Below are 22,014 nucleotides of genomic sequence, written 5' to 3'. Positions count from 1 at the left end.
GATTCCCGCCATGGCAGACCGCCCCACCGAGACCCCCGTCGATCCGGACCAGCAGCTGGGCTCCGCGATCCGCCGGCTGCGCAAGAAGCGCGGCCTCACCCTTGTCCAGCTCGCGGCCAGCGCAGGACTTTCACACCCCTTCCTCAGCCAGCTCGAGCGCGGACTGGCCCGCCCGAGCATGCCCTCGCTGCACCGGATCGCCCAGGCGCTCGGCACCACCCAGCAGGCCCTGATGGCACACTCGGCCACCACCGCTGCCGGCATCCATGTCGTACGGCAGGGAACCAGAATCCCCATCGACAACAGCGGCGGCTCGGCCAGGATGCTCGGGGCGCCCCAGTTCGCCATCCACCCGGTCGAGTACACCGGCGGTCGCACCGTCTTCGAGGAGTACTACGACCACCCGGGTGACGAGTTCCTCTATGTGGTCCACGGTGCGGTCGAGGTCGACCTGCTGGGCCCCGGCGGCCGCGAACTGCACCGCCTCTCCTCTGGCGACAGCCTTCTCTATCCAGGCGGAACCCCACACCGCTGGCGCGTCCTGGTGGAGGATCAGGACATCCCCGAGGTACGCCTCCTCGCCGTACAGAACGCACCTCGCTAACGTCCTGCGCCGATGTTCCGTCGTCAAAGAGCACCGGCAACCCGTCGGACCCGCACTCCTGCTCGCTACCCGCCCCGCACTCACTCCCTCGGCCTGCAGCTCTTCGGTGAGGGCAGCATCGTCACGTCCATGACGGTCTGGAAGACGGGGGGCATGGCGGTCTGACGTCGCTGTTGACATCGCGCCCGCCATGCCTCCGACGTCACGTGCTCGGCGACCCTGGACCAGGCCCGTGTCTGCACCCGAACGCCTACCGGCTCGTCGCCGATGAGCCCACCACCGCGCTCGACCCGCTCGTCCGGGAGCAGATCCTCGGCCTGCTCGCCGAGCAGCGGGCCACGTCGGGGGCAGCGCTGCTGCTCATCACGCACGACCTGTCGCTCGTGAGCCGCTGGGCGGACCGGTTGACGGTGCTGCACGGCGGAACGGTGCAGGAGACCGGGGCGGTGGACCGTGTCCTGACCGAGCCGCGGGCGGAGTACACCCGCAGGCTCGTCGACGCGACCCGACGCCGACAGCGCCCGACGCCGGACAAAGACCCTGACCTCTTGCTGACCGTACGTGACTTGACGGTCCGCTACCCGGGAAGGCGCCGAGGAGAGGCAGCCGTGACGGCGGTCGACAAGGTCTCCTTCGACGTGGCACGCGGCGAGACCCTCGCTGATCGGCGCCTCCGGATCCGGCAAGTCCTCCATAGCCGAGGCCGTGCTGCGGCTGCGCCCCGCCGCCTCGGGATCGGTCCGCTTCGCAGGACGGGACCTGCTCGGTCTCGGCGACGCGGAGATGCGGGCGCTGCGGCCGCGCATCCAGCCCGTGTTCCAGGACCCGTACGGCTCGCTCCGCCCGCGCAAGCGCATCCGCGACGCGATCGCGGAACCCCTGCGCGTAGAGGGGCGTTGGGACGACGCGAGCGGTCCGGGCCGGGTCGCCGAACTGCTGCGGCAGGTCGGCCTCGATCCCACGCTCGGCACCCGCCGGCCCCACGAACTGTCCGGGGGCCAGTGCCAGCGAGTCGGCATCGCCCGGGCTCTCGCCTCCGATCCCGAGGTGCTGATCCTCGACGAGCCGGTGTCCGGGCTCGACTCGACTGTACGGACCGGTGTGCTGGACCTGCTGGAGTCGCTGCAACAGAAGCTGGGGCTCGGCTACCTGTTCATCTGCCACGACATGGACGTGGTGGCCTCGGTCGCGCACCGGGTCGCCGTGCTGAAGGACGGGGCGATCGTGGAGACCCTGCAGGCGAAGGCGCTGGCAACGCCCGAGGGACGCCACTCGTACACCCGTGAACTCTTCACCGCAGCCGGAGAGTTCCCATGATGCGCGCACGTCCATACGGGTGCGACCGCACCGTGTGGCACGGCAGCAGTGTGCCCGAGAGCGGCGTACTGCCGCTACCCGGGCACATGCTCTGGTGCGTAGCTGGTGAGGTGGTCGGGCACCGAGACCTGTTACGGCCTGCATCCGCCAACGCGCCAACCACACCGTCAGGTCAGCCGGGCCTCACCGACTGGCCTTCGAGCTGCCGATCAGAAGGAGACGCTGAGGCCGGCCTGGTGGTACTGGCCGACGGCGCCCAGGACCTCGTTCTTGGCTGCGACGGCCTGCGCCAGGACATCCGACTCGCTGACCGCCATAGGGCCGGCGACGACGCTGGCGTGCGGGCTCAGGCCGCCGGATACGTTGTCGAGCTCGACGTCGGAGATCTCAAGGGTCTGAACCTGGGGAGCGGAGTTCATGAGGAAACTTCCCTTCGTATAGATGATCCACAAGGGGGGCGGCCCCGCTGGGGACGGCGGGCCTCTGCCGCAGGCGTGCGACACCCGTTTCCGGATACCTTCGCGCGACCCACACGGCGCAAACGATCAAAGCACGGAGCGGGCCGGGCATCCAGTCAACCGGCCGACTCACCCACGCGGTTGAACGTGCAGGCCACCTTTCCGTGCAGGCGTGCACACCTCTTGAGAGCAACTTCTCTACATACTGCGCGCACCGGGGCGTGGCCGGCATTGCCTCCAAGGTTCCGAACGGGATGCTTCGCACAATCCGGCGCGCCCTTGTGTAGATCCATCGCGCACCGTGCCGCGGCTGCGGATTCGATGTGCAGATTCGCTGACGGCGGATGACCGGGCCTTGTAGTTGATGGTTCTGAACGCTGTCTCGTAGGCGATCGGGCTGCGTTGCCCGAGGCGGGAGTGACATCGTCGGGTGTTGTAGCGGTGCAGCCGGCGGAACGCGTCGAGGCACGCCTCGCGCTGGCCAACGCCGTGGCTGCCGGTCCCGGCGAAGCGCCCGCCACGGGACGGCCCCGCCTCAGGGCCGCTCCACCGTTGCCGCCAGTTCATTGCGGATCGTCAGGCACGCTCACCGTGGTTGATGACTACGGTGCTGTCGCCACCGGTCCGGGTCCTCTTCCAGGGCCGACCGGTCCCAGCCGCCGCGTTCCGCAGCAGCCTCGTAGGTCGTGTGCAGGAAGCCAGCCAGTACCCGGTCTGGGTCGGCCGCAGTACGCACCGCCTCGTACGGGAGAAGGAACTGACCGTGGTCAGAGCTGTAGAACGCGTCGGCCGGGGTAACCGGCTGCGCGGCGAATCCATCCGGCTCGGGATAGGCATACGAGTAAAAGGCCCCCTCTTCACCACCGCCGGGCCAGAAACCACAGCTGCTCAACTCGCGGGAGTAGCCTTCCATCATCACCCAGTCACCGCAGTTCGGGGCGCCGCCAGGATGCGGCGGGGCGGCCCGTCCTGAGAACCTCGTGCAGGCCAGGTCCATGGCACCCCAGAAGAAGTGCACTGGGCTGACCTTGCCGACGAAGCACGAGCGGAACTCCCCCAGCACCCGGTTGGCCTGCAGTAACTGCTGCCAGAAGAGCTGTGCGGCGCTCGGGTCGTAGGAAGCGTGCTGGTAGTCCTCATCGAAGGGGATCGCCGGGTCCACCTCGTTCGGAGACGCCTGGATCGTTGTCTCAATTCCCAACTCACCCAAGGCGTGCATCGTCTCGCGGTAAAAGTCAGCCACCGGTCTCGACTCCAGGGCCACGCTGCGGTTGGCGCCGTCGCTGGTGCGGACACACAGCTGATGGTCGAGGAAGTCGAACTCGATGTCGAAGACCCCTGAACGGTACGGGATCGCCGACGTGGTCAGGCCGCGCGGGCTGACGTACAGGGTGACTTGCCACCAGTGATTGACCAGGGGCGCATGGGCCAGCCGGATCTTGCCGACGATCTGGGTCCACATGTGCAGTGTGTCGCGGGTCTCGGTCCAGTCGGCGACCCGCAGCCGCGGCCACATCGTCCGCGACGCCCCATGAAAGACCATGGCCACAGCACACTCCTCCCAGGACAACTGACCGATACCGACCACGCTGCCCTGAGCCGAAGAATCAGGCAACCCGGCGCGCCTCACCGGCCATCGGACCGGAATGCTTGGCATGCTCCACGAGCAGCCGCTGCGCCTGCCTCGACAGGACAGTGATCCAACGGCCCTGTCTCACCAGAGGCGGCGAGGCCCTGTAGGGCCGATTCGGAAGGAGTCTTCATCATGAACATCGACCAGCCGGTGCTGGTACTCGGATCCACCGGGGGGCAGGGCAGTGCCGTCGTCAGCGCGATGCTGTCCCGCGGTGTGGCCGTCCGTGGCCTGGTCCGCAACCCTCAATCCGCTTCGGCCCGACGCCTGGCCGCCCGCGACGTCGAGGTTGTTGGCGGAGATCTCAGGGACCGCGAGTCCCTGGCCTCAGCCATGCGGGGAACAGCCGGTGTGTTTGCGATGACCACGCCCTTCGAGTCAGGGCCGGCCGCCGAGATCGCACAGGGCCAGGCCATTCTCACCGCCGCCCATGAGGCCCGTGTGCCACATTTGGTCTTCAGTTCCGTCGCAGGGGCCGACCAGGACACTGGCGTGCCACACTTCGAGACCAAGGCCGTGATCGAACGGGAACTGGCCGCAGGCGACGTGCCCTACACCATCTTGGGTCCCACCTACTTCTTCGACAACGCCCTCGGCGACGTGGACCGGATCCGCCAGGGGGTGCTCGACCTGCCGCTGCCCCCAGACCGCCCGCTGCAACAACTTGCACGCCCCGACCTGGGCGAGTTCACCGCCGCCGTCTTCGCCGCACCTGACACGTTCATCGCACAGCGCATCGAGCTCGCCGGCGACGCCCCCACGCCCGACGATATGGCCGCCTCGTTGAGCACGTCGCTCGGTCGGACCGTTCGCCACAACGAAGTGCAACTCGACGAGATCGGCAACGACGACATGCGAGCGATGTGGACGTTCCTGCGTGGCCACGGCTACCGCGTCGACATGTCGGCACTGCACGCCGCCCATCCCGATCTGCGCTGGACGTCGTTCGCCGACTGGGCCGAGAGTAACTTCTCACCGGCACCATGACAGGCCGCCTTGTCCACAGGTCGTCCGCCGCCCGCGGCCACACCCGGCCGGTGTTCGCCGACAGGCTGCAGCGGGCGCTGGAGCTGACTGAGCGCGCGGACGGTGAGGCCATCGTGCTGCGGGCCAGTGGACGTGAGGCAGGTGATGCGGCCCGGTTCCAGGCGCTGTTCACCGCCGCCCGCGAGGAGGACTGGGCGGAGTTCGTGGCGCACCGCGGCAAGTGCGAGGCGGAAATCGACAAGGAGGTCCGCAACGCCAAGGTCACCCTCGCCGAGCTCGAAGAGGAGGAGCAGAGCCTGGAGCGGCTGCGGCGCTGGCACCGCGACCTCAAGGCCCGCGACGTGTTCGGGGCGCCCGGCGCCGCCGCTGCCGAGCAGCGGCTTGCCGAGTGCGCGCGGCGTTTCGAGGACTACACCGAGCGGGTCTTCACGGCCCTGCACGCCTTCGGGCCGGGCATGGACGACGGCCGGTCATGACCGCGCCCTCAACCAGCAGTGATACGGGGCAGATACCTGCGCCTGGGGCATCGCGGCGGATGTGGCCGCTGTATGCGGCCGGGTTCACCACTGCTTTCGGAGCCCACGGGATCGCCGCCAGCCTTGGCCAGGCGGACGCCGACCTGACCCGGTCGCTGCTGTACCTGGGGCTGCTGCTGGCCCTGTACGACTGCGCGGCGAGATAGGCCAGTCCGATCAAGTTTGCCGCGACCCCCGACAGGAATCCCAGTTCCCGGCACAGGCACGTGGACTCCTCAAAGTGGGCACGGGCCTCGTCGAGGCGCCCGCCCATGTGGTCGACGAAGCCGAGGTGCCCCAGGGCATAGGACATGGTCAGCCGGTCATTGGCCCGGGTGGCAAGGTCGAGGGGCGTTTGAAGCACGGTAGGGCGGCTTCGTTGTCGTCGCGTACCACCTGGTGGAAGGTGCCAATCCAGAACACTGCTTCACCCTCGCCCTGGGCGTCACCGCGCCGGCCGTAGAGTGCCGCAGCACGCTCGAACAGCGCCAACTCCCGCTCGTCTTCTAGGACCTCGACGTGATCGAGTCCACGCTCGACTGCGCCGCCCACGCAGATGACGCCCCTGCGTGGCGCCACTCCATGCGGGGCCTGCTGACCATCCGAGGGGAACGTTCAAGAACAGCATCCGGAGGGCTCGCCTTCAGGCGCGTTGCTGGTCAGGTCGATGGGCGGAGCGGGATGACGTTGTCGTTGGCGGGTGCGCGTTCGGCGTGCCCTCTCTCTTGAGTGAGGACAGCGCCGGCGCGGGGCACTCAGGCAGCCGGTTCGGGCCGCTGTGCGGCCCGCCCCGCAAGTGGCGGGACCAGTACTCACGGGTCATCGTTGAAGACATCGGGGCGCTACGCGGCCCACAAAGTACGGCGGCCCGATCTCAGTGCTACGGCAAGCGGCCTCGGTTTCGCCTGCCGAAGTTTCATCGCACCCCAGCGCCGGGCGGAACGAGTGCCCATAGCTAACTCCCAGGCATCCAGCGCCGATGCGAACGAAAGGAACGACGCATGCCGTTCATCACCGCCAAGGACGGTACCAAGATCTATTACAAGGACTGGGGCACCGGTCAGCCGATCGTCTTCAGCCACGGCTGGCCGCTGACCGCCGACGTCTGGGACCCCCAAGCGAAATGGGTAGTAGATAACGGCTTTCGTGCGATCGCCCATGACCGACGTGGGGGCGGCCGCTCAGGCCAGCCCTGGAATGGAAACGACCTCGATACGTACGCCGAGGACCTGGCGTCACTGATCGAGGACCTGGACCTGCGGGACATCATCCTGGTAGGCCACTCGACCGGCGGTGGCGAAGTGACCCGCTATATCGGCCGGCATGGCACCAGCCGGGTCGCCAAGGCCGTGCTGCTCAGCGCGATCCCGCCGTTGATGCTGAAGACACCGGAGAACCCCGAAGGACTGCCGATCGAGGTCTTCGACGAGATCCGCAACGGCGTCGCCAACGACCGCTCCCAGTTCTACAAGGACCTCAGCGCAGCCTTCTACGGGGACAACCGCCCCGGATCGACAGTGACACAAGGGACCCGCGACGCATTCTGGATGTGGTCCATGTCCGTAGGCATCAAAGGCGCGTACGACTGCATCAAGGCGTTCTCCGAGACCGACCTCACCGAGGACTTGAAGCGATTCGACGTCCCCACGCTGATTGTGCACGGGGATGACGATCAGATCGTCCCTATCGTGGCGGCGGGAAACAAGTCCTCGAAGCTCGTGAAGGATTCGACCTTCAAGGTCTACCCGGGCGCCCCCCACGGCCTGACCTCCATCCCCAAGTACGCCGACCCGTTCAACGCCGACCTGCTGGCCTTCGCGCGCGGGTGAAGGACGACGCTCTCAACTCGCCAGCGTCTCCAACTGTTCGGCCACCTGATTCCCGCGTCGACCTCGCCATCGAACGCTACTCGGTGCCTTTGCGGCTGATGGGCTGGGTGGTGCGAGTCATCCGTACCCGATGGGCGTATACGATGGCTGGCCACCGGCTTGCTGATGTGGTTCACCGGATTCTGGCACGTGTACCCCGCTTGCCCCGCCCGGCAACATCGCCCGGTGCCGGGCTCAGCACGGTGACCGCGTCTGGGGGCTGGCGTACGGAGCCCGGCGGTACACGCCTCGGTCTCGGCCTCTCGCCGACAACCCATCAGAGGACGTTGAGCAGCCGTTCGGCCAAGACGGCTGCCGAAGCAGGGTTTTGTCCGGTGAAGAGAGTCCGGTCGACCACTGTGTAGGGCTGCCACATCTCACCCTTGGTGAAGTCGACACCCAGGTCGATGAGTTCGTCCTCCAGCAGCCAGCGGGCCTTCGCACCCAGCCCGACCGCGTTCTCTTCTTCGTTGGTGAAAGCGGTGACCCGGTAGCCGGCGAAGGGCGATACGCCATGGATCCTGGTCGCGAGCATCGCGGCCGGTGCGTGGCAGACGATGGCAAGGGGTTTGCCGGAGGCGAGGGCCGCGGTCAGCAACCGGCCGGCGTCCGCGTCGATGCACAGGTCTTCCATGGGGCCGTGGCCGCCCGGGCAGTAGACGGCGTCGTAGTCCTCCAGGCGGGCGTCCGCCAAGTGGATAGGCCGCCGCATCACCTCTGCGGACCGGATGATCGCCTCCAGATCGAGAGCGGCCTGAGCGCTGCCGGCCATGTCGGGACGCAGGCTCATCATGTCCACGGTCGGTACAACGCCGTTGGGGGTGGCAACCACCACCTGGTGGCCGGCCTCGGTGAGTGCCTTGTACGGGGCCGCGAACTCCTCGGCCCAGTAACCCGTCGCGTGCCTGGTGCCGTCCTTGAGCGTCCAGTACGTGGCTCCGGTCATCACGAAAAGCAGCTTCGCCATCGGATATTCTCCTCCTCGTCCGAGTCTGTTGCGGTTGGCGCAGAGGGCGATCCACGGCCCATGCCGTGCCGGGGTTTGTTCTCAACTCCCGTCACTTGTACGCCGCTTCGAGCGGAGGGCCTCCAGAAGCCGGAGCCAGATCTCGCCGGCGGTGCGGTCGACGACAAGTTTGGCAAGGCCTCGGTTATCCGAACGCATGACGTAGGTTCCGGCGAGTGCAGCGAGGTCGTACTCGACGACTTCCACGTCCATACCGGCGGCCCGTGCCTGCTGCTCGGTCATCCCGGCGCTGCCGACCTCCGGGTTGGTGAAGACGACTTGGGGCAGCCCGATGTGTCCTGCGGTAGAAGAGGGCAGTTCGGCGGAGCCTTGTGCGCGTGCGGCGATCACCTCTCCGGCGATACGGGCCTGGTACTTGCCCATGTGCGTCAACAGCGCGCGGCCGCACACGTCGCCGATGGCGTACAGCCATAGAGGCCCTCGGCAGATCCCGGCACAGCCAAGCTGACCCCGTTGCCAAAGATCACCGAGCAGGGGGAACCCAGCGGTGTCAGTTGCACCACGCGGAAGCCGTCACCGGCGACGAAGTCGGCATCCAGCCGCCAACCCAGCGACTTGCAGAAGCCCTTTGACCGGTCGACGTCGGATATCGGGATCACTACGACTTCCAGTTTCATGTCCATGGTGGAGCCCTCTTGCTGTTTTGGCAGTTGTGAACCTCGCCGGTCACCACGACTTCCGCGCTCTGGCGCGCAGCGGGTCCGCCGGTGAAACACCTGGTGAGGGTTGTTTGAGCACCGCAACAGCGTTGTTGTGTAAGCCCTGCCACGGGGTGGACAAGAGGCTGCACGTGCTCAACCGGGCCCGAGACGACTACCCGTCGTCTGCCGCCGCCGGCGCACCTGTTTTGCACCAGGTCGGCGGAGACTGCGCGCCGAAGAGACTCCTCCACGATACTGCTGCGTCCCAGCAGTGCCACTCTTGCCTCAAAGCAGCGTCAGGCATACCCGGCCATGGTGTCCACAGTGGTCAGCGGTCGGAACGGCAAGTCGATCCCCGTGCCGTTCCCGGCCGTACGCAGTCACCCAGCCGGCTCGCCATCGTCGAGCGCGTCCGACGGGATCAAGGAACGCAGACGCAGTTGGTCAAACAGGGCGGTCCCCACCCGGCGCCGGAGATCACGCAGAGCTGTCTCCGACGGCCGTGCCGGAGCGAGCGGGCGCAGTCCGGCCACCGAACTGCTGAGGCGGCCACCCTGCTGCAGGACGATCCCGGCCAGGGCCGCTGAGCCGCCGGGGTCTGGTCCGCAGAACCGGAGCGGCGAGGATCGTTGCGGAGAGTGTGGACCCGATGGTCGGGCCGTCCCCGTTGGTGCCCTCCTGGCCGGCAGCTCCAGGAACGTAGAGGAACCGCGTCCGCCCCCGTGCGCCTGATTCGGTGCGAGCGGCCGAGGACGACGGCGCCGCGCTCACCAGGGACGGTGACCGGAACTTGCAACGGGATGCGATCGACCGCCAGGTGCGGGACGGTGGATCCAGGTGGCGATTCCGCGTTGCTGCGGCGCTGGACACGAGCCGAGACGGGCCCGGGACGGCGGGAGCGGTCTTGGTGGACATAAATCTCGAGGATCTGGAGATACAGGAGCACCCCGATCCCCATCGCCCATCACGACCCGATGGTCCGGCACACCCCTCGTGCTCAAGCCGGGACTGGTCCACAACGGCTACTGGGGCTGGGAAGGGCCCCCTCGATCGAAGAGGTGCGCCGTGACCTGCGCCAGGTCACCGCGAGATCCGCCCCGGCTGAGATCCGGACGGCCCCTGCGTGCACGCTCCCGGGGACGCCGGTGGCCGTTCCCAGCACTATCCGTACCAGCCGCCGTCCGACTCGCACCGCAGCACCGGCTGAGTGGAGCATCCGCCATGGAATACCTCGTCACAATGACCACCCACGTCCCTGAGGGAACGGCACAGGAGGAAGTCGACGACATCCGCACTCGTGAGGCCGCGAACTCCCGCAGGCTCGCCGAGAAGGGGCAGTTGCTCCGGTTGTGGCGCCCGCCCCTGCGGCCCGGCGAGTGGCGCACCCTCGGGCTGTTCGCCGCGTTGGACGCCGAGGGGCTGGAGGATGCCCTCGCTTCCATGCCGCTGCGCGTCTGGCGCAGTGACGAGGTCACACCCCTGACGCAGCACCCGAACGATCCGGGACCGGCTTGGACCGGCGAATCGCGCGCCGCCAAGGAGTTCCTGGTGACCTTCGCCCCGGCCGCGCACGAGGGCGCCTCGTCCCAGGCGCCGGCGGACGCCACCGCGGCGGAGGCGGTCCGTGCGAGGGAACTGGCCGGGAAAGGGCACCTGGTGCGGCTGTGGCAGACGCCCGGCGAGGGCCGTGCGCTCGGCCTGTGGCGCGCCCGGGACCCCGCCGAGATGCAGTCGGTCCTGGATTCGCTGCCCTTGGCACCATGGCTCTCCATGGAAACGACCCCGCTGAGCGAGCACCCGAATGACCCGGGGTCAGGGCTGGTCAGGAGCTGATGACCTCAGCCAGGCCGAGCTGACGCAGCATGCCGAATTCGTCGCTGCTGCCCCAGCGCTCGACGAGCTTGCCGTCGCTGTCGAAGCGGCTGATCTGCATGCCGCGGTAGCTGACCTTCTTGCCGGTCGCCGGCCGGCCCATCAACGGTCCCAGATGCGTCCCGCTGATCACGTAGGCGAAGGCCAGCTCGTCGTCGGTGGCCATCAGGTGTTCCACCTCGACGTGCAAGTCGGGGAAAGCAACTCGTAGCTCGTTGAACATGGCCTTGTACCCCTCGGGTCCCTGGGCCTGCCCTGGAGCGGGGTCATGATCGACGGAATCGGGAGCGACGATGTCGTCGAGGGCGTCGAGGTTCCCGGTGACCACGGCCTCTCCGAATGCGGTCTGTGCGGCGATGTTCGCTTGCTGCGCCATGGGCACTCCCGGGCATGTATGGGGCACCGGCTTGTTCGCGGGCCGAGAGGTCCGCACCTACGCCGTACACCGACCGTACATCCGGCGCTGACACACAGCATGTCTGCACGGCAGGCCTCCGCCGGGGCTGCCGGCCGACGTGGCGCACCGCCCCTCAAGGTCACCAGCGGCGGGCCGATGGCATCACTGGCGAAGGCTCATGTCCGTGGGGACGGCGTCCGAGCGGGCAGAGCATCGCGCACCGACGACGAGCGATTCCGGCCGACGACCGGTGAGTGTGCATCAGTCAGAGGACGAGGTGCCGGCGCAGCCGCATGTGCGCGGTCCTCTCGGCGTCGGCGAACCTGACACGTCCCGCCTCGGTCAGTGTGACCTCGACCGTCCTGCGGTCTCTGCCGCGGCGATTGCGTTCGATCAGCCCGGCCGTCTGCAGGTTCTTCAGGAGCGAGGACATCCGGGTCCCCGATTCCTGGAGGAATGCGGTCAGCTGGGTCACGGGCACGGGTCGGCCCTCAGCTCCGGCGAGAGCACCGAGAATGAGGTAGTCGTGGAGCGACAGACCGTGCAGCGCCCGCAACTCGCCGTGCAGGAGGCCGAGGCTCCACAGGATCGGTGGAGGCTGTGGTGTGGTGTCCGCCGGATCGCAGTCGATCATGTTTCTTTCCCGGGGTGGGTCCACCGGCCGCGGGCTCGCGGCCACACGGTCGTAACCAGGTTCCCCACGACGCTGATGGCGGGCCGATGGGACAGGAAGCCCTCATGTCAGGACACCGCATCGTCCGCGCCCGCTCCGCGGACGACCGTCCGGCCGATGTCCCGATATGAGGCTGATGTGGCCTGGTGGACCGTCCGTCCCCGTCCCGGCACCGGCGCCGGACAGGGCACCGCGCCGCGCGCAACGCGCCGGGCGGTGACCGCGATCGGCGAGGCGAAGGTGCGGCAGGTGATCGCCTCGCAGGCCGACCTGCCGCAGGGCTTCACGGTGCACCCGCGCGTCATGCCGCAGCTGCACCGGCGTACAGCGGCGCTTGAGACGGGAGCAGTCGACTGGGCCACCGCGGAAATGCTGGCGATCGGTTCGCTGCTGCTGGAGGGCGTCCCGGTGCGGTTGGCCGGGCAGGACTCGCGGCGCGGCACCTTCGGCCAGCGCCACGCCGTTCTGACCGACCGTCGTACCGGTGCGGAGCACACGCCGTTGGGCTCCCTCGGCCCGCGGGCCGCAGATTTCGCACCGTACGACTCGATGTTGTCCGAACTGGCGGCGCTGGCCTTCGAGTACGGCTACGCATTGGCCCGCCCCGAAGCCCTGGTGCTGTGGGAGGCGCAGTTCGGGGACTTCGCCAACGGCGCGCAGATGGTCGTCGACGAATACATCGCCTCGTCCGAGCAGAAGTGGGGCCAGCGCTCCGCAGTGACACTACTGCTGCCCCACGGTCTGGAGGGCCAGGGCCCGGACCACTCCTCCGCCAGGGTCGAGCGCTTCCTGCAGCTGTGCGCCCAGGACAACATGACCGTGGCCATGCCCTCCCTGCCGGGCAATTACTTCCATCTGCTCAGGCAGCATGCGCTGGGCGGCAGCAGGCGGCCGCTGGTGGTCTTCACCCCGAAGTCGATGCTGCGGTCGAAGGCGGCCACCTCCGGCCTGGCCGAGTTCACCCAGGGCGGCTTCCGTCCGGTCCTGCCGGACGAGACGGTGGACCCGGCCCGGGTCACGCGCGTGCTGCTGTGCTCGGGCAAGGTGTTCTACGACCTCGACGCCCACCGGCACGCCTCGGGCTCGACCGACACGGCGATCGTCCGCGTGGAGCGCCTCTATCCGTTCCCCGACGAGGAGCTCGCGGCGGAACTCACCCGCTTCCCTTCGGCCGCGGACGTGCGGTGGGTACAGGAGGAGCCGGAGAACCAGGGTGCGTGGTCGTTCGTCGCGCCGCGTCTGTACCGGCTGGCCCGGCGCGCTGTGGAGTGCGTGAGCCGGCCCGAGGCGCCCGCGCCCGCGGTCGGCTCGGCCCGTCGGCACAGCATGGAGCAGAAGGCTCTCGTGACATCGGCCTTCCGGTGACCAGCGGCTCACGCGGTGCCCATCGGCTGCCCACCGCTTGACAGGCTCCTCGGGCGGAAGCGCGAGGATTCTGGCCGTCCCACGGCCTGGCGATGCTCCAGGCTGTGCGGCGGCTTCGGCGCGCAGCTCGACGTGGGTCCCGGCGTGCCGTGCCCTGGGCGTGTGGCGGACGGGCTTCCCCGGCAGGCCACCCGGGCCGAGACCCCCACGGAAGCAGGCCCGACCGCACGAGCAATCGCGCACACCGTCACCCAGGCCCTGGCCTGGGCGGCCGTCACCGCAGTAACCGCCGGCCTCCGCACCATCCCCGCGCCCAAGACAATGAAATTGGCCTACCAGTAAAATGCTGCTATCGCGAGAGCGGCCGGAGGGCGCGTCATGGCCGAGATCATCTGCCGCAGAATCGATGAGCAGACGCCAGGCGAGGTCGGCGAGTTCGTGCTGGTAGACCGGGTCTGGCCGGAAGGCATCCGGCGGCAAGGCGCACCGCTCGACGTGTGGCTGCGGGAGGTCGCACCGTCCGTCGAGCTGCAGCACTGGTACGACCACAACCCCCAGCAGTTCGGTGAGTTCCGCCGCCGCTATCTCACCGAACTGGGCGATCAACGGCACCGGTACGCGTCTGCCCGGCTTCGGGACCTGGCCGAACACCGCAGCCTCACCCTGCTGACCGCCACCCAGGACATGGACCACAGCCACACCGCGGTCCTGGCCGAATGGCTCACCGAACCCGGCTCTCACGATGAGCGGCGCGTGGATGCCGTCTCGCCCGAGCCCGGACGTACCGCTCCCGGTTCCCGGCCGACCGGACACCGCGCGGCCGTCTCCGCCGCGGTGGCCAACCTCAACGCTGGCGCGCTCGCGTTCGTGATGGGCACCGGCATCGTCTCCACGGCCCTGTACGTCAACGGCGCCGGCACCGCCTCCGCCGTGCTGCTGTGGGTGGCCCTGGCCGGTTTCGCGATACTGGTGCCCGCCTACGGCTGGCGGTTGCTGCGTCGGCGCGAGCGGTTCGTCGCGGATCTCCTCGGGCCGCGTGCCTTCGCGTTCCTCACCCTCGCGATCTCCTCGAACGTGCTGGCCGCGCGCCTTGTACCGGACGGCCACACCGCAGTCGCCGGGGCGTTCCTGGCGTTCGGGACGCTGGCGTGGGTGGTGCTGGACTACGGCATTCCGCTCGCGCTCATCACCACCCTGAAGCGGGGCCCCTCGCTCGACCAGGTGAACGGCACCTGGTTCCTGTGGGCGGTGGGATCGGAGTCGGTGGCGGTCGCGGCGGCCTCGTTGGCCCGGGTGACCCCCGGACACGCACTCGCCGTGCTGGCGGTGGTGTGCTGGGCCGTCGGCCTGATGCAGTACCTGCTGACCGCCGCACTGGTCCTGGCCCGGCTGCTGGCCCGGCCGGTGCGGCCGGAAGGCCTCATGACGTCCGTATGGATCTTCATGGGGGCGGCGGCGATCGGCACGCTCGCGGGAGTGCGGCTGATCGAACTCCCGGCCGGCAACACGATGTTGCCGCGCCCGCTCGTCATCGGGTCGTCCGTCGTCCTGTGGGCGTTCTCCAGCTGGCTGATCCCGCTCCTCCTGGCTCTGGGCGTATGGCGACACGCGCTGCGCCGCATCCCGCTGCGCTACGAGCTCGGCTGGTGGAACCTCGTCTTCCCGGTCGGCATGTATGCGGTCACCACGCATGAGCTGGGACGCTCGACGGCAACCTCGTGGATGACGAGCGTCGGCCGCTGGGAGGTCTGGGTCGCCGCAGTCTTCTGGGCTGTCGTCTTCGCCGCCATGGTGGCCGCCAAGTTCCGGGCCCGCCCCACGACCGCGCACGGATCCGCCGGTGCGGGGCAGACGGACCGCCCGCAGAGCACGGCCTCGACGTCGCCCGGGGCGCTGCCATAGGAACGGGTGCCCGTGCGGCGCGAACCCAGCTGCCCGTCGGCAAGCGGCCGGGTTCGGTGCCGCGTCCGTGTCATGCGGAGCGGTACACGGGCCCCGTCATCCGCGGGCGCGCTCACGCTGCCGGACAGCATGGCGCAAGGAGTGCCAGGCGACCACCGCCCAGGCGGCGACGAGCAGGGCATACAGGACGACAGCGATCCAGACGAACAGCTGCGAGCCGGTACGCGCGGCGAGCGCGCTGGTACCGGTGACGCAGGCACCGAGAGGGAAGATGAAGGACCACCAGGTGGGTGCGAAGGGCAGCCCTCTGCGGATTTCCCGTACGGTCAGCGCCGTGGCCAGCGCCAGCCACAGCAGGGAGAAGCCCCAGATCCCGAGCCCGCCCAGGAGCGCTATGACCGCACTCCCGCGCGCGTACGGGGCGGGTAGCGCGCTCGGCGCCGCCGTGGCCAGCGTCCCCAGCGCCGTCACCGCCTGATCCAGCGCCCCCACACCGATCCACACCGTGGGCACCACCGCACCGCGGGGCGCGTCATGATGCATGAGGCGGCTGTAGACCATGGCCAGCACCAGCAGGACCGCGACCAGTCCGAGCCCGAGCATCGAGTAGCAGCCCAGCAGAAGTGCCAGCCGCACCTGCCCGGCCGGCGCCCGCGGGACGAGCAGCGCGCCCGTCGCGGCGGAGACCATCGGCGGCACCACCGGCAGCAGCCAGCCTCCGAACGCCGCGTCCGGCGTGAAACGGTGCCGCGTGATCATCAGATACGGGACCGCGCAGGCCGTGGCGAGACCCAGCACCGTACCGGCCGACCACAGCACCCAGTCCACATCCACCGCCGCACGCTCCCCCATCAGCCGCCGGCCGAGCAGCAGCGTCCCGGCCCCGACCGTGAGCAGCGCCATCGGCAGCGCCCCGAAGAACTGGGCCAGTACCGGATCACCGGCATGCGCCCGCAGCGTCCGCTGCCGGGTATAGATGCCTGCGAGCACGAGCAGCAGCAGCGCGGTTCCCGCCCAGACCACCGTGGCGGCCTCGCCGAGCCCTGGGAAACCGCGCGGCAGGGTGGCGGCCGCGACGGCGACGATTCCGCTGCCCATGACAGCCGCGAACCAGCCGGGACCGAGACGACCCCGCTCCCTGCCGTTCGCCTCGTCCGGCTGGTCACGGACATGCACGGACGATCTCGAGGCCGTGCCGACCTGGGACGGGATGGCTGGGCTGGTACTGGGGTGGGGTGTCACGGCGCGGAGTGCCTTCTCTTCTCGTGTCGGATTCGTCACCGCCCACGTTCGACGACGGTGACCGGCCGGACCGCACCTCACGGAACGCGGCCGAGACCGTCGGCCCGTTGGCGCCCTCGACGCTATGGCGAAGGGCAGCTCCCGCCACAGAACAGCACGCGCCATGACGCCCTCACACCAGGACATCGAGCGCCGTGCAGGCCCGTTGCCGCGTGTCGGCCGGATGCCCCGATGTCCCTATCCGAGCGTGTTGTGTCCGCATATGCGGCCATGACGAGACGGCAGGCGGCCGCTGAAAGCGATGAGGCGCCGAATCCCGACGCCTCGATCCACACGCACGACAGAAGGCAGCATCATGCCGCAGGGACGCGGACGACACTCATCAGCACGGCGCGGGCGGGGCGTCGCCAGGCGGATGATGGTGTCTACCGCTGTGGGCCCCAGTCCGTCTGTGGGCCGCAGTCCATCCGGGAGGCGCACGATGAAGGACAGGCCGTCAGGCAGAAAGCCGCTACTGGTGACCGTGCTGGTCTTCCCCGGCGTACGGCTGCTCGACGTCACCGGCCCGATCGAGGTGTTCACGACGGCCAACGAATTCGGCGGCCGTTACCGCGTACGCACGGTCTCCCCGGACGGTACCGACGCGGTTACCGCAGCCGGCACCGGACTGCGCGTCGACCTGGCTGCCGCGCAGGTGCAGGAGGCCAGCGATGTGGTCGTCATCCCTGGCGGCCCGGAGTGGCCCTCCCTCATCAAGGACGACGACCTGCTGGACGCCATAAGGGCGCTCGACGCACGCAGCTGCCGCACCGCGTCCATCTGCACCGGAGCCTTCCTCCTCGCCGCGGCCGGACTGCTCGACGGACGCAAAGCGACCACGCACTGGCGCTTCGCCGACCAGCTCGCTCTGCGCTACCCGCAGGTGACCGTAGAGGCGGACGCCCTGTTCGTGCGCGACGGCCACATCATGACCTCCGCGGGCGTCAGCTCGGGCATCGATCTCTCGCTCGCCCTGGTCGAGGAGCACCTCGGCGCCGATGTCGCCCGCGCCGTGGCCAAGGACATGGTCGTGTTCATGCAGCGTCCGGGAGGCCAGTCGCAGTTCAGTGTCCGCACCCACACGCCGCGCGCGAGACAGGAGATGCTGCGCCGGGTCCTGGACGCGGTCGCCGAGGACCCGTCCGCCCCACACACCCTTGCCACCATGGCGCGCCGGGCGGGTGTGAGTGCCCGCCACATGACGCGCCTGTTCCACGACGAGATGACCACGACCCCGGCCCGCTACGTCGAGCAGGTCCGCATGGAAGCCGCCCAGGCGATGCTGGAGGACAGCGACGACCCCATGGCCACGGTGGCCCGGCGCACCGGCTTCGGGTCACCGGAGTCGCTGCGCCGGGCCTTCACGCGCAACCTCGGCATCACGCCGGGGGTCTACCGGGCGCGCTTCCGTACCACGCGCACCGCAGGTGACGGCAAGCGTGCCTGACGCCCTGTAGGTATCCGGCGAGCACAGGCAATCGCCGAAGTCCGACAGGCCGGCCGTGCCGGACGAGGCCAATCATGCCTCCTCGACAGTCCGCCCCGGCATCGGCTCTGCGAGCGCGGCCCGCCACGCGGGCGTGCCGAAAGGACCGGCGAAGTACTGCGTCTCGTGCACGACCTGCTGGTCGGCGAATTCCATGACGCTCACCGAGTACGAAGGCGAACCGTCGTAGGTGATGACGCATTCACTCACCCATACGTGCGCGTGGCCGGTGATGCGCAGGATGGTGAAGTGCCGGTCTGCCGGGTGCCCGCCGCGTTGTGCCGCGATCGTCTCGCGGCCTCGGAATCGCTCGCCCGACTGCGGATAGTCCAGCACCGCGTCCGCAGCGTAGATCGCATGCTCGGCCTCGATGTCTCCGCGTTCCGAAGCCCGCCAATGTTCCTCGATCGCGTCCCTGATCTGGGACTCGGCATCCATGGCATCGCCCCCTTCTCCAGCAAGTGTCAGCCTGGATACCTCCGACCGCAGCCGCCCAGGCGCCTTCCGCGGACGGCGTACCGCTGCCGTTCAGGGAACTGAGCGAGCCGCCCCCGAATTGATCTTGATGACAACAACCGTGCCCAAGTGACACCTATCGCGCCCGGGCACCGTTTGGGCGACCGGCGATAGCTTCCGGGGCACGCTGAGGTGCGCAGCTTCGCCACCCTGTTGAACCCGGCCGAGGGCAACGGATGCGGTGGCGGAGGGGGTCGAATCCGGCGCGGCCGTGCATCTGCCTCGTAATCCGCTTGGTGCGAGTGTTGACGCCTTCGATGCGGCCGTTGCGGTAGGGCAAGGTGAGGCCGGCGTCCACGGCACGCCGGTCGATTTCCAGGCCGTTGGTAAAGCTGATCTGATGATGACGAGGCTCGAACTACCCGAGACTCTCGTGAGCGATGAACGCAGTCAACGCGTCCACAACTGCGGCGGGCTGCTCGTCAGGGATGAAGTGTCCGGAATGTGGGATGACGACACCGGTCACGTTGTCTGCCCAGGGGCTGATGGAAGCGGCCATGTCGGGGATTGAGCCGTGGGAGCTGGAGATTCCCAGGACCGGGACGGTCAAGTGCTGTCGTCCAAGAGCGACATGATTCTTGCGCGCTGATTCCGCGGCGTCGCGGTAGTAGGAGAGAGACGCTCGAAGACCGCCCTCTGCAGCGACAGCGGCGGCGTAATGGTCGATCTCGGCACTGTCGAACGTGGTCGGGGACAGGGTTTTAACCTTCAAGAACCAGTCAATGTAGTCACGCTCGCGACCGGCGAGCAGTGTCTCGGGAAGATCTGGCACCAGGTGGAACGCGAAGTGCCAGGTCTTCCAGGCCCGGTCGGGATCCGTTGGGATGGCGTCCGGGAGGCTGATGCCGGGAATGCCGGCGTCAAGCAGAGCGACACCGTGCAGGCGCTCTTCGTACTTCAGTGCTAGCGAGAAGGCAACCCAGGCCCCGATGTCGTGGGCGACGAGCCAGTACTTCTGCACGTTGAGCGCAGTCACCGCAGCCTGGATGCGCGAAGCGACTGTATGCGTGTCGTAGCTGTCTTGAGGGCGGTCAGAGTGGCCCTGCCCTGGCAGGTCGATTGCGATCACGTGGAATCGCTCGGCAAGGTCCGGCGCCGCTTTGCGCCAAGCCCACCAGGTCTGCGGGAATCCGGCGAGCAAGACGACGGTGGGACCGGTCGGCTGACCGCCTTCCACGGCATGAAGTCGGATGCCTTCTACGTCGAGCCAGCGGTGAGTGAAGCCCGCAAGGTCGTGCAGCGGCAGCCCGGAGATCGAATTCTGGCCCGAAGAGAGATTCGCGGCAGTTGCAGCGTCAGTCATGCCTCAACCCTAACGCATCTTGAACTATCCAGTTCAAGATATGATGAGCAGGGCCACAACGGCGTGGCTCAAGCTCAAGAACGAGGTGCGTGCGCGATGGCCGGGAAGAAGCAGTTCGATGTGGACGTCGCGCTCGATGCGGCGATGGTCCAGTTCTGGCGAGCCGGATACGCCGACACATCTCTCGACGACCTCTCCAGGGCGACCGGACTGAACCGCAGCTCCATCTACTCCTCACTCGGCGACAAAGACTCGCTTTATTCTCGTTGTCTGGACCGCTACGCCACGCGGTACGGAGACAGGTACGACCAGGCCCTTGCAGGTGCGTCCGAAGAGCCGCTGCGGGCAGTACGGGCGTTCTTCGAAGTCACACTGAAGCGCATCGCCGACCCCGACCTGCCGGACGGATGCCTGGTCGCCCAGACCGCGATGGCGATACCGGTACTGAGTCCCAGCATCGCCACGCGCGCGATCGAAGCTCTGCGCCTTCAGCGTGCGCGGCTGCGGACCGCCTTGCTCGCCGCGAAGTTGGCTGACAGCGACGCCGACAACTTCGCCGTCCACATCGCGGCGGTCAACCAGTCACTGGCCGTGATGAGCAGGGCCGGGGCGAGTCAGAAGCAGCTCCACACGATCATCGACATCAGCATGAGCGCGCTCTCGCAGGCATTGCGCGCTCCCCGGGTCTAGGGGGAACGCTGCTCAGACCGTGCCCTATGTGGTCCTACCTTGTTCGTGGGTTGGACGGGCCATCGTAAGGTCCAGAGACCCAGCGACACTGAGTATGGCTTCTATGCGGTTGCCCTCGATGGTTTCACTCACCTGGCCGCCCGGTGTCTCACGGCGACTCGGCCGCTGATGAGGAGCTGCGAACGCCTTCGAGCGGATCGCTGAGTAGGACCGCGCCGGCGAGGTCGTCCGGGAGGACAGCACATCGAACGACCGGAGGAACTGGTGGTCCAGATCTGGGCGGGTACGGACATCGGCAAGACCCATCACCATTGCGTGGTTTTGAACGCGGAGGGCGCCTCAGGTCGATCCAACGGGGTTCATCGGCAAGCGCGTCGCTCAGAACCGGTGGCAGGGCTCCGGTCGGCCGGCGGGCGTTCCCCGATGACGGCCCGCGCACTGGGCGGTCGCTTCCGCCCTCGCCATCGCACCCCTGATTGTCGCCTCGACCCTGCTCATCTCCCCCACCTGACCCAGTACGCGCCCGCGCTGCGCTCGCTGATCACCACGCCACTGCTCAGCGTCCTGATGACCTACCTCGCCGTGCCCGCCGTCACCCGAGGCCTTCGCCGTGGCTTTGCCCGACCACATCACCCACGACCGGCCATCGCCGTCGACCTCCGCCAAAGCAGAGCCCGACCGGAGCCGGACGACGCTCGCGGGCAGCTCAGGCCGTCGTGGTGAGGTCGTGTTCGATCGCGGCGGCGGCTGCAGACAGGGCGCCCACCCAAGTGGGCAGGTGCTCGCGGTCGAATCTCGCTGTCGGCAGGGCGAGGGAAAGCGCTGCCGGTGTGCCCGAAGGGCCGCGAAGGACGACGCCCACCGCGGTGAGGCCGGTCTCGGTGAGCTGGTCGTTGATGGCGAACCCGCGCTTGCGGACCAGGCTGAGCTCTCGGCGCAGCTTGGTCAGGTCCACGTCGTCCACGCCGTCGTACAGCGCCGTCACTTCATCGGCGGGCAGGGTCGCCAGGATCGCCTTGCCTCCCGAGGCGGCATGGGCGGGCAGGGTCCGGCCGGCGCGGTCCCCCACCCGCAGGATCTGTTCGCACTCGGCCGTGGCGATGAAACGGACCTCGGTGCCGGCCATCACCATCAGGTTGACCGACTCCTGCAATCGGTCCACCAACTCGTGCATGTGGGGCAGCGCCGCACGCCGCAGGTGGGCGATCGGTGCTTCCGACGTCTCCGTGGGGCGCAGCACCTTCCCTGCCCGGTAGCGCCGGTCGGGGCCTTGTTCCGCGAAGTCGCGGTACACCAGCATCGAGAACAGGCGGTGGGCCGTGGAGACGGAGACTCCCAGGCGTTCGGCCGCGTCCGTCACCCGCAGTGGCCCCTCCTGCTGGAGCAGAGACGCCAGGTGCAGCGCGTGGTCGACCGACTCGATGGCGTAGGCGGGTTTGTTCTTCATAGCAGAAAAAGCTATCCCACCTTGAGGAAAAC

The 22,014-nt window shown here is 68.4% G+C and carries 23 protein-coding genes and 2 pseudogenes; 11 read left to right on the top strand and 14 right to left on the bottom strand.

Annotation, left to right across the window (positions count from 1 at the left end):
• The first annotated feature begins 10 nt into the window (after positions 1–10).
• Complete coding sequence (locus ACY0PA_RS41895; protein WP_473082564.1) at positions 11–604, top strand: helix-turn-helix domain-containing protein; 594 nt, start codon at positions 11–13, stop codon at positions 602–604.
• A gap of 80 nt (positions 605–684) precedes the next feature.
• Here the strand turns inward: ACY0PA_RS41895 and ACY0PA_RS41890 are convergent, their stop codons facing one another.
• Positions 685–975: a hypothetical protein gene (locus tag ACY0PA_RS41890; RefSeq protein WP_473082563.1), complete on the bottom strand. Its 291-nt coding sequence runs from the start codon at positions 973–975 to the stop codon at positions 685–687.
• A gap of 334 nt (positions 976–1,309) precedes the next feature.
• Between ACY0PA_RS41890 and ACY0PA_RS41885 the strand changes: the two genes are divergently transcribed.
• Positions 1,310–1,921, top strand: coding sequence for an ABC transporter ATP-binding protein (locus ACY0PA_RS41885; protein ID WP_473082562.1), 612 nt, complete (start codon positions 1,310–1,312; stop codon positions 1,919–1,921).
• Between the two features lie 209 nt (positions 1,922–2,130).
• Here the strand turns inward: ACY0PA_RS41885 and ACY0PA_RS41880 are convergent, their stop codons facing one another.
• Both ACY0PA_RS41880 and ACY0PA_RS41875 read right to left on the bottom strand, forming a co-directional pair.
• Positions 2,131–2,340, bottom strand: a complete 210-nt coding sequence (locus ACY0PA_RS41880; protein ID WP_473082561.1) for a hypothetical protein — start codon at positions 2,338–2,340, stop codon at positions 2,131–2,133.
• 625 nt (positions 2,341–2,965) lie between these two features.
• Complete coding sequence (locus ACY0PA_RS41875; protein WP_473086602.1) at positions 2,966–3,922, bottom strand: DUF5996 family protein; 957 nt, start codon at positions 3,920–3,922, stop codon at positions 2,966–2,968.
• Positions 3,923–4,144: 222 nt separating this feature from the next.
• On the opposite strand from ACY0PA_RS41875, the gene ACY0PA_RS41870 reads away from it, so the two are divergent.
• Genes ACY0PA_RS41870 through ACY0PA_RS41860 form a run of 3 tightly spaced genes read left to right on the top strand, consistent with a single transcriptional unit; the run spans position 4,145 to position 5,681 of the window.
• Positions 4,145–4,999 carry an NmrA/HSCARG family protein gene (locus ACY0PA_RS41870; protein ID WP_473082560.1) on the top strand — a complete coding sequence of 285 codons (855 nt, stop codon included), beginning with the start codon at positions 4,145–4,147 and terminating at the stop codon, positions 4,997–4,999.
• Positions 4,996–5,475 (top strand): Chromate resistance protein ChrB, encoded by a 480-nt coding sequence (locus tag ACY0PA_RS41865; protein ID WP_473082559.1) that lies wholly within the window; start codon positions 4,996–4,998, stop codon positions 5,473–5,475. Before ACY0PA_RS41870 ends, ACY0PA_RS41865 begins: the two co-directional genes overlap by 4 nt.
• 59 nt (positions 5,476–5,534) lie before the next feature.
• Positions 5,535–5,681 carry a hypothetical protein gene (locus ACY0PA_RS41860; protein WP_473082558.1) on the top strand — a complete coding sequence of 49 codons (147 nt, stop codon included), beginning with the start codon at positions 5,535–5,537 and terminating at the stop codon, positions 5,679–5,681.
• Positions 5,682–5,829: 148 nt separating this feature from the next.
• Here the strand turns inward: ACY0PA_RS41860 and ACY0PA_RS41855 are convergent, their stop codons facing one another.
• Positions 5,830–6,066 carry a hypothetical protein gene (locus ACY0PA_RS41855; RefSeq protein ID WP_473082557.1) on the bottom strand — a complete coding sequence of 79 codons (237 nt, stop codon included), beginning with the start codon at positions 6,064–6,066 and terminating at the stop codon, positions 5,830–5,832.
• A 449-nt stretch (positions 6,067–6,515) separates the two neighbouring features.
• Between ACY0PA_RS41855 and ACY0PA_RS41850 the strand changes: the two genes are divergently transcribed.
• Positions 6,516–7,343 (top strand): alpha/beta fold hydrolase, encoded by an 828-nt coding sequence (locus ACY0PA_RS41850; RefSeq protein WP_473082556.1) that lies wholly within the window; start codon positions 6,516–6,518, stop codon positions 7,341–7,343.
• A gap of 316 nt (positions 7,344–7,659) precedes the next feature.
• On the opposite strand, the gene ACY0PA_RS41845 is transcribed toward ACY0PA_RS41850, so the two are convergent.
• The 3 genes from ACY0PA_RS41845 to ACY0PA_RS41835 all read right to left on the bottom strand — a co-directional run bounded on the left by ACY0PA_RS41845 (position 7,660) and on the right by ACY0PA_RS41835 (position 9,032).
• Positions 7,660–8,349 carry a type 1 glutamine amidotransferase domain-containing protein gene (locus tag ACY0PA_RS41845; RefSeq protein WP_473082555.1) on the bottom strand — a complete coding sequence of 230 codons (690 nt, stop codon included), beginning with the start codon at positions 8,347–8,349 and terminating at the stop codon, positions 7,660–7,662.
• 81 nt (positions 8,350–8,430) lie between these two features.
• A complete protein-coding gene (locus tag ACY0PA_RS41840; RefSeq protein WP_473082554.1) occupies positions 8,431–8,772 on the bottom strand; it encodes a hypothetical protein in 342 nt (113 codons plus the stop codon).
• Positions 8,773–8,777: 5 nt separating this feature from the next.
• On the bottom strand, positions 8,778–9,032 hold the full coding sequence (locus ACY0PA_RS41835) for a hypothetical protein (protein ID WP_473082553.1): 255 nt from the start codon (positions 9,030–9,032) through the stop codon (positions 8,778–8,780).
• Positions 9,033–10,271: 1,239 nt separating this feature from the next.
• On the opposite strand from ACY0PA_RS41835, the gene ACY0PA_RS41830 reads away from it, so the two are divergent.
• Positions 10,272–10,883 (top strand): muconolactone Delta-isomerase family protein, encoded by a 612-nt coding sequence (locus tag ACY0PA_RS41830; protein WP_473082552.1) that lies wholly within the window; start codon positions 10,272–10,274, stop codon positions 10,881–10,883.
• Here the strand turns inward: ACY0PA_RS41830 and ACY0PA_RS41825 are convergent.
• Entirely contained in the window at positions 10,873–11,298 is a 426-nt protein-coding gene (locus ACY0PA_RS41825) for an ester cyclase (protein ID WP_266570801.1), read from the bottom strand. The genes ACY0PA_RS41830 and ACY0PA_RS41825 overlap by 11 nt on opposite strands.
• A gap of 286 nt (positions 11,299–11,584) precedes the next feature.
• On the bottom strand, positions 11,585–11,953 hold the full coding sequence (locus ACY0PA_RS41820) for a MarR family transcriptional regulator (protein WP_266570800.1): 369 nt from the start codon (positions 11,951–11,953) through the stop codon (positions 11,585–11,587).
• A gap of 258 nt (positions 11,954–12,211) precedes the next feature.
• On the opposite strand from ACY0PA_RS41820, the pseudogene kgd reads away from it, so the two are divergent.
• Positions 12,212–13,357: pseudogene (gene kgd / locus ACY0PA_RS41815) on the top strand (multifunctional oxoglutarate decarboxylase/oxoglutarate dehydrogenase thiamine pyrophosphate-binding subunit/dihydrolipoyllysine-residue succinyltransferase subunit); the annotation flags it as partial.
• Between the two features lie 378 nt (positions 13,358–13,735).
• Positions 13,736–15,259 carry an SLAC1 family transporter gene (locus tag ACY0PA_RS41810; protein ID WP_473082551.1) on the top strand — a complete coding sequence of 508 codons (1,524 nt, stop codon included), beginning with the start codon at positions 13,736–13,738 and terminating at the stop codon, positions 15,257–15,259.
• A gap of 96 nt (positions 15,260–15,355) precedes the next feature.
• Here ACY0PA_RS41810 and ACY0PA_RS41805 read toward each other — a convergent pair whose 3' ends face one another.
• The gene (locus ACY0PA_RS41805; RefSeq protein ID WP_473082550.1) at positions 15,356–16,435 is read right to left on the bottom strand and encodes a TDT family transporter; all 1,080 of its coding nucleotides are present in this window, start codon (positions 16,433–16,435) and stop codon (positions 15,356–15,358) included.
• 547 nt (positions 16,436–16,982) lie between these two features.
• On the opposite strand from ACY0PA_RS41805, the gene ACY0PA_RS41800 reads away from it, so the two are divergent.
• A complete protein-coding gene (locus ACY0PA_RS41800) occupies positions 16,983–17,987 on the top strand; it encodes a GlxA family transcriptional regulator (RefSeq protein ID WP_405785269.1) in 1,005 nt (334 codons plus the stop codon).
• A 72-nt stretch (positions 17,988–18,059) separates the two neighbouring features.
• Here the strand turns inward: ACY0PA_RS41800 and ACY0PA_RS41795 are convergent, their stop codons facing one another.
• The 3 genes and pseudogenes from ACY0PA_RS41795 to ACY0PA_RS41785 form a co-directional block, all read right to left on the bottom strand.
• Entirely contained in the window at positions 18,060–18,464 is a 405-nt protein-coding gene (locus tag ACY0PA_RS41795) for a nuclear transport factor 2 family protein (protein ID WP_473082549.1), read from the bottom strand.
• Between the two features lie 253 nt (positions 18,465–18,717).
• Positions 18,718–18,885: pseudogene (locus ACY0PA_RS41790) on the bottom strand (ISL3 family transposase); the annotation flags it as partial.
• A 15-nt stretch (positions 18,886–18,900) separates the two neighbouring features.
• Positions 18,901–19,845: an alpha/beta fold hydrolase gene (locus tag ACY0PA_RS41785; protein ID WP_473082548.1), complete on the bottom strand. Its 945-nt coding sequence runs from the start codon at positions 19,843–19,845 to the stop codon at positions 18,901–18,903.
• Positions 19,846–19,941: 96 nt separating this feature from the next.
• Here ACY0PA_RS41785 and ACY0PA_RS41780 point away from each other — a divergent pair, with 96 nt between their 5' ends.
• On the top strand, positions 19,942–20,535 hold the full coding sequence (locus ACY0PA_RS41780) for a TetR/AcrR family transcriptional regulator (protein WP_473082547.1): 594 nt from the start codon (positions 19,942–19,944) through the stop codon (positions 20,533–20,535).
• A gap of 706 nt (positions 20,536–21,241) precedes the next feature.
• Here the strand turns inward: ACY0PA_RS41780 and ACY0PA_RS41775 are convergent.
• On the bottom strand, positions 21,242–21,982 hold the full coding sequence (locus tag ACY0PA_RS41775; RefSeq protein WP_473082546.1) for an IclR family transcriptional regulator: 741 nt from the start codon (positions 21,980–21,982) through the stop codon (positions 21,242–21,244).
• Positions 21,983–22,014: the final 32 nt, after the last annotated feature.

The organism is Streptomyces sp. DS1-CR2 (genome assembly GCF_055760475.1).
The sequence above is the reverse complement of the archived record's forward strand: the minus strand, read 5'-3'. Positions and strand labels throughout refer to the sequence as shown.

Bases quoted from the DNA above. Each gene is read 5' to 3' on its own strand.
- ACY0PA_RS41775 (WP_473082546.1), bottom strand. From the start codon at position 21,982: ATGAAGAACAAACCCGCCTACGCCATCGAGTCGGTCGACCACGCGCTG.
- ACY0PA_RS41825 (WP_266570801.1), bottom strand. From the start codon at position 11,298: ATGGCGCAGCAAGCGAACATCGCCGCACAGACCGCATTCGGAGAGGCC.
- ACY0PA_RS41835 (WP_473082553.1), bottom strand. From the start codon at position 9,032: ATGGACATGAAACTGGAAGTCGTAGTGATCCCGATATCCGACGTCGAC.
- ACY0PA_RS41820 (WP_266570800.1), bottom strand. From the start codon at position 11,953: ATGATCGACTGCGATCCGGCGGACACCACACCACAGCCTCCACCGATC.
- ACY0PA_RS41840 (WP_473082554.1), bottom strand. From the start codon at position 8,772: ATGGGCAAGTACCAGGCCCGTATCGCCGGAGAGGTGATCGCCGCACGC.
- ACY0PA_RS41785 (WP_473082548.1), bottom strand. From the start codon at position 19,845: ATGACTGACGCTGCAACTGCCGCGAATCTCTCTTCGGGCCAGAATTCG.
- ACY0PA_RS41830 (WP_473082552.1), top strand. From the start codon at position 10,272: ATGGAATACCTCGTCACAATGACCACCCACGTCCCTGAGGGAACGGCA.
- ACY0PA_RS41860 (WP_473082558.1), top strand. From the start codon at position 5,535: ATGTGGCCGCTGTATGCGGCCGGGTTCACCACTGCTTTCGGAGCCCAC.
- ACY0PA_RS41795 (WP_473082549.1), bottom strand. From the start codon at position 18,464: ATGGATGCCGAGTCCCAGATCAGGGACGCGATCGAGGAACATTGGCGG.
- ACY0PA_RS41875 (WP_473086602.1), bottom strand. From the start codon at position 3,922: ATGGTCTTTCATGGGGCGTCGCGGACGATGTGGCCGCGGCTGCGGGTC.
- ACY0PA_RS41880 (WP_473082561.1), bottom strand. From the start codon at position 2,340: ATGAACTCCGCTCCCCAGGTTCAGACCCTTGAGATCTCCGACGTCGAG.
- ACY0PA_RS41780 (WP_473082547.1), top strand. From the start codon at position 19,942: ATGGCCGGGAAGAAGCAGTTCGATGTGGACGTCGCGCTCGATGCGGCG.
- ACY0PA_RS41865 (WP_473082559.1), top strand. From the start codon at position 4,996: ATGACAGGCCGCCTTGTCCACAGGTCGTCCGCCGCCCGCGGCCACACC.
- ACY0PA_RS41810 (WP_473082551.1), top strand. From the start codon at position 13,736: ATGGCCGAGATCATCTGCCGCAGAATCGATGAGCAGACGCCAGGCGAG.
- ACY0PA_RS41850 (WP_473082556.1), top strand. From the start codon at position 6,516: ATGCCGTTCATCACCGCCAAGGACGGTACCAAGATCTATTACAAGGAC.
- ACY0PA_RS41800 (WP_405785269.1), top strand. From the start codon at position 16,983: ATGAAGGACAGGCCGTCAGGCAGAAAGCCGCTACTGGTGACCGTGCTG.
- ACY0PA_RS41895 (WP_473082564.1), top strand. From the start codon at position 11: ATGGCAGACCGCCCCACCGAGACCCCCGTCGATCCGGACCAGCAGCTG.
- ACY0PA_RS41845 (WP_473082555.1), bottom strand. From the start codon at position 8,349: ATGGCGAAGCTGCTTTTCGTGATGACCGGAGCCACGTACTGGACGCTC.
- ACY0PA_RS41870 (WP_473082560.1), top strand. From the start codon at position 4,145: ATGAACATCGACCAGCCGGTGCTGGTACTCGGATCCACCGGGGGGCAG.